The 7583-nt window shown below is 58.5% G+C and carries 6 protein-coding genes; 4 read left to right on the forward strand and 2 right to left on the reverse strand.

Annotation, left to right across the window (positions count from 1 at the left end):
* Positions 1 to 83: 83 nt before the first annotated feature.
* Complete coding sequence (locus tag OKC27_RS19745) at positions 84 to 1298, forward strand: McrC family protein (protein WP_270806636.1); 1215 nt, start codon at positions 84 to 86, stop codon at positions 1296 to 1298.
* A gap of 33 nt (positions 1299 to 1331) precedes the next feature.
* Entirely contained in the window at positions 1332 to 4430 is a 3099-nt protein-coding gene (locus OKC27_RS19750; RefSeq protein ID WP_270806637.1) for a type I restriction endonuclease subunit R, read from the forward strand.
* Between the two features lie 54 nt (positions 4431 to 4484).
* Here the strand turns inward: OKC27_RS19750 and OKC27_RS19755 are convergent, their stop codons facing one another.
* A complete protein-coding gene (locus OKC27_RS19755; protein ID WP_155270316.1) occupies positions 4485 to 4919 on the reverse strand; it encodes a hypothetical protein in 435 nt (144 codons plus the stop codon).
* Positions 4920 to 4939: 20 nt separating this feature from the next.
* Complete coding sequence (locus OKC27_RS19760) at positions 4940 to 5128, reverse strand: DUF3283 family protein (RefSeq protein ID WP_101618200.1); 189 nt, start codon at positions 5126 to 5128, stop codon at positions 4940 to 4942.
* A 115-nt stretch (positions 5129 to 5243) separates the two neighbouring features.
* Here OKC27_RS19760 and OKC27_RS19765 point away from each other — a divergent pair, with 115 nt between their 5' ends.
* Together OKC27_RS19765 and istA are read left to right on the forward strand one after the other, a co-directional pair.
* On the forward strand, positions 5244 to 5687 hold the full coding sequence (locus OKC27_RS19765) for a LexA family protein (protein WP_270806638.1): 444 nt from the start codon (positions 5244 to 5246) through the stop codon (positions 5685 to 5687).
* Positions 5688 to 5964: 277 nt separating this feature from the next.
* Positions 5965 to 7506 (forward strand): IS21-like element ISAs29 family transposase, encoded by a 1542-nt coding sequence (gene istA, locus OKC27_RS19770; protein WP_201976375.1) that lies wholly within the window; start codon positions 5965 to 5967, stop codon positions 7504 to 7506.
* Positions 7507 to 7583: the final 77 nt, after the last annotated feature.

Below are 7583 nucleotides of genomic sequence, written 5' to 3' on the forward strand. Positions count from 1 at the left end.
GTCGGCTAACCGTTAGAGATAACGCTGTTGATACGCTGACGCTTGCCCATATAGACCCGGTTGATTTCGATTGGCTATGTCAGTTGAGCCAGCGCTACAAGGTAAGCCATGCACCCGCTCTTGCGCAGGTGGAAGATAGCCGGACCTTGCAACTGGACAACTACGTGGGGGTGATAGAGACCCCCACCGGGCAGGTGATCGAGATCCTGCCCAAGACCGCCAATGAGGATGACCCACTCGAGGATGGTCGTGAGTTGATCCGCCGGATGCTGGAACGAGCCCTGGATCTGCCCCCCCGTGAAACGGCGGAGGCGTCGCTGGAACGCTTTGATATGCCGCTTAACGAGTGGGTTATCGCGCGCTTTCTGGCCGAGCTCGATCAACTGGTCAAACGCGGCGTGCGCAGTGACTATCAGCGCCTTGAGGCGACCGAGCCGTTCTTGCGTGGTCAGCTGGATGTCGCCCGGCAGATGCGCCAGCCACCGGGCCGGGGCCACCACTTTGCGTTACGTTACGACCTCTTCTTGCCCGACCGGGCCGAGAACCGGCTGCTCAAGCGGGCGCTGGAGACCGTCGCCAATGCGACTCAGCACCCGGACAATTGGCGGTTGGCACAGGAGCTGCGCCACTTGCTGGTGGATGTGCCTGCCAGCCGCGATGTAGAAGGGGACTTCAGACTGTGGCGACATGACCGCTTGATGGCTCACTATCAAGGTGTTCGGCCGTGGTGTGAGCTCATCCTCTATCGTGCCATGCCGAGTGCCCTGAATGGTGAGTGGCGCGGCATCAGCCTGCTGTTCCCCATGGAGAAGCTGTTCGAGCGCTATGTAGAGTCGTGCCTGCGTGAACAGCTGTTGCCCGATGCCAACCTCAAGGCCCAGGTGGCCAGTCAGTACCTTTGCACCCAGCAAGGCAAGCAGATGTTCCGGTTACAGCCGGACCTCTTGTTGCAGCACGGCAACAAGCGTTGGGTGATGGATGTGAAGTGGAAGCGGCTCGATAGCAGCGACCGTGACGGCAAGTACGGCATCAGCCAGGGTGACCTATACCAGCTGTTCGCTTATGGCCACAAGTACCTGACCGAGCAAGATGATGGTCATCTGGTATTGATTTATCCATCATGGAGCCAGCTCAAAGTTCCACTCGAACCTTTTTGTTATGATGCCCGACTGACGTTGTGGGTCTTGCCGTTTGACTTGGCTGCCAGTTCGTCCCACCGGCTGATATTGCCTTGCCAGCCGGGGGCGGATTCTGCGTGCGAACTGCGCTTGCCACTGAGGCCCACCGAGCCCGCCTGACGGGCGTTTCTCCCTGTTGATGAGTGATGGTGCATGACCGAAGATCAGTTGGAACAAGAGGTGCTGGGGTGGCTGGCCGAGGTGGGCTATCGGGTGGTGTGTGGCTACGATGTCGCCCCCGATTCTGATAACCCGTGGCGTGAGCAGTTCCAGCAAGTGCTGCTGCGCGAGCGCTTGCGGGAGGCGATTGCCCGGCTCAACCCCTCCGTGCCGCTGGTGGCGCGTGAAGATGCGCTGACCCAAGTGGTCAACCTCGATACCCCGGCGCTGCTGTCGGCCAACCGGGCATTTCACCGCTTGCTGGTGAATGGAGTGCCAGTCCAGTACCAGCGGGATGGCGAAACGGTGGGGGACTTTGTCCGCCTCGTTGACTTCGAGCAGCCCACCGCCAACGAGTGGCTCGCCATCAACCAGTTCTCTATCAAGGGGCCCAAACACACCCGCCGCCCCGACATCATCCTCTTCATCAACGGGCTGCCGCTGGTGGTGCTGGAGCTCAAGAACCCAGCCGATGTGAATGCCGACATCTGGAAGGCATTTGATCAGTTGCAGACCTACAAGGAGCAGATCCCCGACCTGTTTCAGTACAACGAGATCATGATTGCCTCCGATGGTAGCGAGGCGCGGATGGGATCGCTGTCTGCGGATGCCGAACGCTTTATGCAGTGGCGCACTGTGGATGGGGTCAACCTCGACCCCTACGGTGAGTTTGGCGAGCTGGAGACCATGGTGCGCGGCATTCTGTCCCCGGCCATGTTGCTCGATTACCTGCGCTTCTTCGTGCTGTTTGAAGACGACGGCCGGTTGGTCAAGAAGATCGCCGGTTACCATCAGTTCCATGCGGTCAGGGCGGCCATCGAGCAGGTGGTGCTCGCATCGCGTCCAGACGGCAGCCACAAGGGCGGGGTGGTGTGGCATACCCAGGGTAGTGGCAAGAGCATCACCATGACCTGCTTTGCGGCGCGAGTGATGCGAGACGCCGCGATGGAGAACCCGACCATCGTCGTCATCACTGACCGCAATGACCTTGATGGCCAGCTCTTCGGGGTCTTCTCACTCTCGCAAGATCTGCTGCGCGAGCAGCCGGTGCAAGTGAGTACGCGAGGTGACCTGCGTGACAAGCTTGGCAACAGACCCTCTGGTGGCATCGTGTTCACGACCATCCAGAAGTTCATGCCCGGCGAGGATGAGGACACGTTCCCTGTGCTCAGCGACCGCGCCAACATCGTGGTCATCGCGGATGAAGCACATCGAACCCAGTACGGTTTCAGCGCCTCGCTCAAAGCGCCAGGCAAGGTTGCAGAAGGGGCTGCGCGCTATCAGGTCGGGTATGCACAGCACTTGCGCGACGCGCTGCCCAACGCGACGTTCGTGGCCTTTACCGGTACGCCCGTATCAGCGGAAGACCGCGACACTCGCGCCGTCTTTGGCGACTACATCCACGTCTACGACATGCAGCAGGCCAAGGACGATGGTGCCACGGTTGCCATCTACTACGAGTCACGCTTGGCCAAGTTGTCACTTAATAACGAAGAGCTTCCCCACATCGACGACGAAGTGGATGAGTTGGCCGAGGATGAGGAAGAGAGCGAGCAGGCCAAGCTTAAGTCACGGTGGGCAGCCTTGGAGAAGGTGGTTGGCAGCAAGCCAAGAATTGAGCGGGTTGCCGCCGATCTGGTGGCCCACTTCGAAGAGCGCAATCAGGCGCAGCATGGCAAGGCCATGGTGGTCGCCATGAGCCGCGAGATTTGCGTGCACTTGTATGATGCCATCGTGGCCCTGCGCCCCGACTGGCATGACCCGGACCCCGACAAGGGGGCCATCAAGATCGTGATGACCGGTAGCGCTTCTGACAAGGCATTGCTGCGGCCCCACATCCATGCCACCCAAGTGAAGAAACGGCTGGAGAAGCGCTTCAAAGACCCGAGTGACCCGCTCAAGCTGGTCATCGTGCGTGATATGTGGCTGACCGGCTTCGATGCGCCCTGCGTGCATACCCTCTATGTGGACAAGCCGATGAAGGGCCACAACCTGATGCAGGCGATTGCACGGGTGAACCGGGTGTTCAAGGACAAGCAAGGCGGGCTGGTGGTCGATTACATCGGGATCGCCAACGAGCTCAAGAGCGCCATCAAGGAGTACACCGCCAGCAAAGGACGGGGCAAGCCGACCGTCGATGCCCATGAGGCCTACGCGGTGTTGGAGGAGAAACTCGATATCCTGCGCGCCCTGCTGCATGGCTTTGATTACAGCGACTACCTCACCGGTGGCCACAAGTTGCTCGCCGGGGCCGCCAACTTTATTCTTGGCCTTGAGGATGGCAAGAAGCGCTTTGCCGACAACGCGCTGGCGATGAGCAAGGCGTTCACGCTCTGCTGCACCCTTGACGAGGCCAAGGCAGTGCGGGAAGAAGTGGCCTTCTTGCAGGCGGTCAAAGTGTTGTTGACCAAGAAGGCGATCTCCCAAAAGAAGAAAACCGACGAAGAGCGCGACTTGGCCATTCGCCAGATCATCGGCAATGCGGTGGTATCGGGCGATGTGGTCGATGTGTTTGAAGCGGTGGGGCTCGACAAGCCCAATATCGGCCTGCTCGATGATGAGTTTCTGGCCGAGGTGCGCAACCTGCCGGAGCGCAATCTTGCGGTGGAGTTGCTGGAGCGACTGCTGGAGGGGGAGATCAAGTCGAAGTTCGCGACCAACCTCTCCCAGGAGAAGAAGTTCTCGGAGATGCTGACCAAGGTGATCGCACGCTATCAGAACCGCTCCATCGAAACCGCACAGGTGATCGAGGAGCTGATCGACATGGCCAAGAAGTTTGCCGCCGTAAGCAAGCGGGGGCAGGCCTTGGGCCTTAACGATGACGAGCTCGCCTTCTATGATGCCTTGGCCAACAACGAGGCGTCGGTGCGTGAGCTGGGGGACGAGATACTGGCCAAGATAGCCCATGAGCTGACAGCCAACCTGCGCCGTAGCGTGACCGTGGATTGGAGCAGCCGCGAAAGCGTGCGCGCCAAACTGCGGCTGATGGTCAAGCGCATCCTGCGCAAGTACAAGTACCCGCCAGACCAGCAGGAAGAGGCTGCTCAGCTGGTTCTGGCGCAGGCAGAGAGCTTGTGTGAGGTGTGGTGTTGAGTGGGGGAGGCGCGAGCCTCCCTCACCTTATCTATCAAGATGTGTAGATATGGCTTACTTCAGTATGACGCTGCCTGAAGGTATCTGGTTGGCCTCTTCGAGGCTCAGGTAGCGTGGGCCTTGTACGCTGGCCAGTGACTTGAATAACCACGGATGCGGCTTTAGCCAAGCTTTGGTGTCTTCGTAAACGTCTCCACCGACCACGAAGTAACGACCATCACACCCGTCATCGTGTAGTTCATTGGCATCAGGTGTCGAGAGTTTCAGCTGGCAGCCTTCGATGACAACCACGACTTGAGACTTGTAAACCCCAATGACGGTGGAGATTTTGTTGGCCATATCACTTGAAACCCGCCAAGCGCTAATGGCGCCCTTGTAAGCACCTCGGCTGGAGTAGGTCTCTACCAAGTTGACTACCAATGCCGTCACAATACGTACCTCGTTAAGTTGTTTGGAATGCGGTTTGTTGCTAGTGACCTGCATAGCCACCGATGAACGTGTTGATAGGGTCAGCGCGACTTGAAGTAGGCGACCTTTTCAAGGAAGTAGCGACCCAGTTCACCTTGATGTTGGTTCGCTTCGCTTTCTGCGCTGGCCAAGTGACCGTTGCGCTCCTTCCATACCGCGTATGCGGCGGCCTTCTCGACCTCGACCCGTTCTTGCTGCTCTTTCGGTAGGGCACACAGACTGTGACTCATACTGACCTCTTTGTTATTTGTTGACACCATGGTACGCCATCACTGTCATGTGGGGCTTGCGCTGGTTCAAAGGTGGTGCGCTATAATGACTGTGTATAAATACAGGCGTTTTACCATGAAGCTGTTAACCCCAGACCTATCACCCGCCGAGGTGACCATCCCGCTGTTCTTGCACCGCGCCTCTTGCGGCTTTCCCAGCCCAGCCAGCGACTATCTGGAAGGGAAGTTGGACCTCAACACCCACTGCGTGGCCCACCCTGCAGCAACCTTCTATCTGCGTGCCGAGGGGGAGAGCATGACCGGGGTCGGCATCTTTCCCGGTGACTTGCTGGTGGTCGATAAGAGCCTCACCCCGCGCAATGGTGATGTGGTGATTGCACTACTCGATGGCGGCTTCACGGTAAAGACCTTGCAGCTCAAGCCGAGGTTGCGGCTGTTGCCAGCCAATCCGGCGTTCGCGCCTATCGACCCTTGTATGAGCGTCTCCCTGGAGTTGTTCGGAGTGGTCACCCATGTGATTGGCAATCTGAGGCAGCGTGATGGCTATAGCGCTCGTTGATGTAAACAACTTCTACGCCAGCTGTGAGCGGTTGTTTCGCCCTGAGCTGCGTGGCCTGCATATTCCGGCCGATCATGAACACCGATTCTGGTTCAACGTGAACACCATTTCCGGACCAACGTGAACGCTCATTCCGGTTCAACCTGAACACTTTGCACCTCCTTTCCGGAAACAGTGTTCAACATCCCGGAATCACTGTTCACATTCACCAGAATCATCCTTAACGCATTGATTTAACAACCTTTGATACGCTCTCCCTTTTGCCAGGGAAGAGCCTATGTCTGCCAAGAGGATTGCAATGCGTAAAATTCGTGAAGTGCTGCGACTGCGGCTGGAAGCTGACCTCTCTGTTCGCCAGATAAGTTGCTGCACCAAGGTCAGCGTTGGCTCCATCCAGAAACTCCTCAAAAGTGCCCAGACGCTCGGCCTGACCTGGCCTTTACCTATCGAGCTTGATGATGGCCAACTGGCGGCCCTGTTCTATCCGCAGGCCGATACCACCATCTCGGCCCGCCATGTTGTACCGGATTGGCCCTCTGTCCATCAGGAGCTCAAGCGCAAGGGGGTCTCCAAACAGCTGCTCTGGGAGGAGTACACCCAGCGCTATCCCAATAGCTGTTACAGCTACTCCCAGTTCTGTGACCGTTACAAGTCCTGGTGTCAGTTGCAAAAGCGCTCCATGCGCCAGATCCATAAGGCGGGGGAAAAGCTCTTTATCGACTACTGCGGGCCCACGGTGCCCATCGTCTCGCCGACTACGGGTGAGGTCCGTCAGGCCCAGATCTTTGTCGCCGTGCTCGGTGCGTCCAACTACACCTTTGCCGAGGCCACCTGGTCCCAGTCACTGCCGGACTGGCTGCAAAGCCATGTCCGTGCCTTTGAGTTTTTCGGTGGTACACCGGCACTACTGATCCCCGACAACCTCAAGAGCGGTGTCAGCAAGGCTTGCCGATACGATCCCGAGCTCAACCCCAGCTACCAGCAGTTGGCCGAGCATTATCAGGTGGCGGTGATGCCAGCTCGTCCTTACAAGCCCAAGGACAAAGCCAAGGCCGAGGTGGGTGTGCAGATCGTCGAGCGCTGGATCCTGGCCCGTCTACGCCATCAGACCTTCTTCTCGCTTGCCGAGCTCAACCAGTGCATCCGGGCTTTGTTAAATGAGCTCAACGAGCGCCCGTTCAAGCAACTGCCCGGTAACCGACGCGAGGCGTTTGAGCAGTTGGACCGCCCGGCACTGGGGTCACTACCGGTGCATCCCTATCGCTATGTCGCCATCAAAACGGTCAAGGTCAACATCGACTATCACGTCAGCTATGAGCAGCACCATTACTCGGTGCCGCACCAGTATGTGGGTCAGCAACTGGAGCTCCATGCGGGCGATACCCTGCTTCAGGTTTATCACCAGCAACAGCTGGTCGCGAGCCATCCGCGTAAAACCATCCCGGGAATGAGCACACTCCCTGAGCACATGCCGGAACGTCACAGCAAGCAGCAACGCTGGACGCCAGGGCGTCTTAAGCAGTGGGCTGCCGACATCGGACCGGGCACCTTGTGCTGGGTTAGCGAACGGCTGGCAGAGAAAGCCCATGCCGAGCAGGCATACCGACTCTGCCTGGGACTGCTGAGTCTTAGCCGGGAGTATCCGCCATCACGAGTCGAAGCCTGTTGCCAGCTGGCCAACCGGGAAGGACTGGTGCGGCTCAAGCTGCTCAAGCCGGTGCTGACCAGTGGCCGCGACCAACTGCCCGCAAGTCCGCTCAGTTATCCAGAACTGCCGCAAGAGCACGAGAACATCCGCGGCCCCCAGAGCTTCCACTAGAGAGGATACGTCCCATGACCCAACAAACGCTGACCCGCTTGAGACACCTGAAACTGACTGGCATGGCGGATGCCGTG

It is taken from the genome of Aeromonas sp. QDB62 (assembly GCF_027705695.1).
Taxonomy (GTDB): Bacteria; Pseudomonadota; Gammaproteobacteria; order Enterobacterales; family Aeromonadaceae; genus Aeromonas; species Aeromonas allosaccharophila.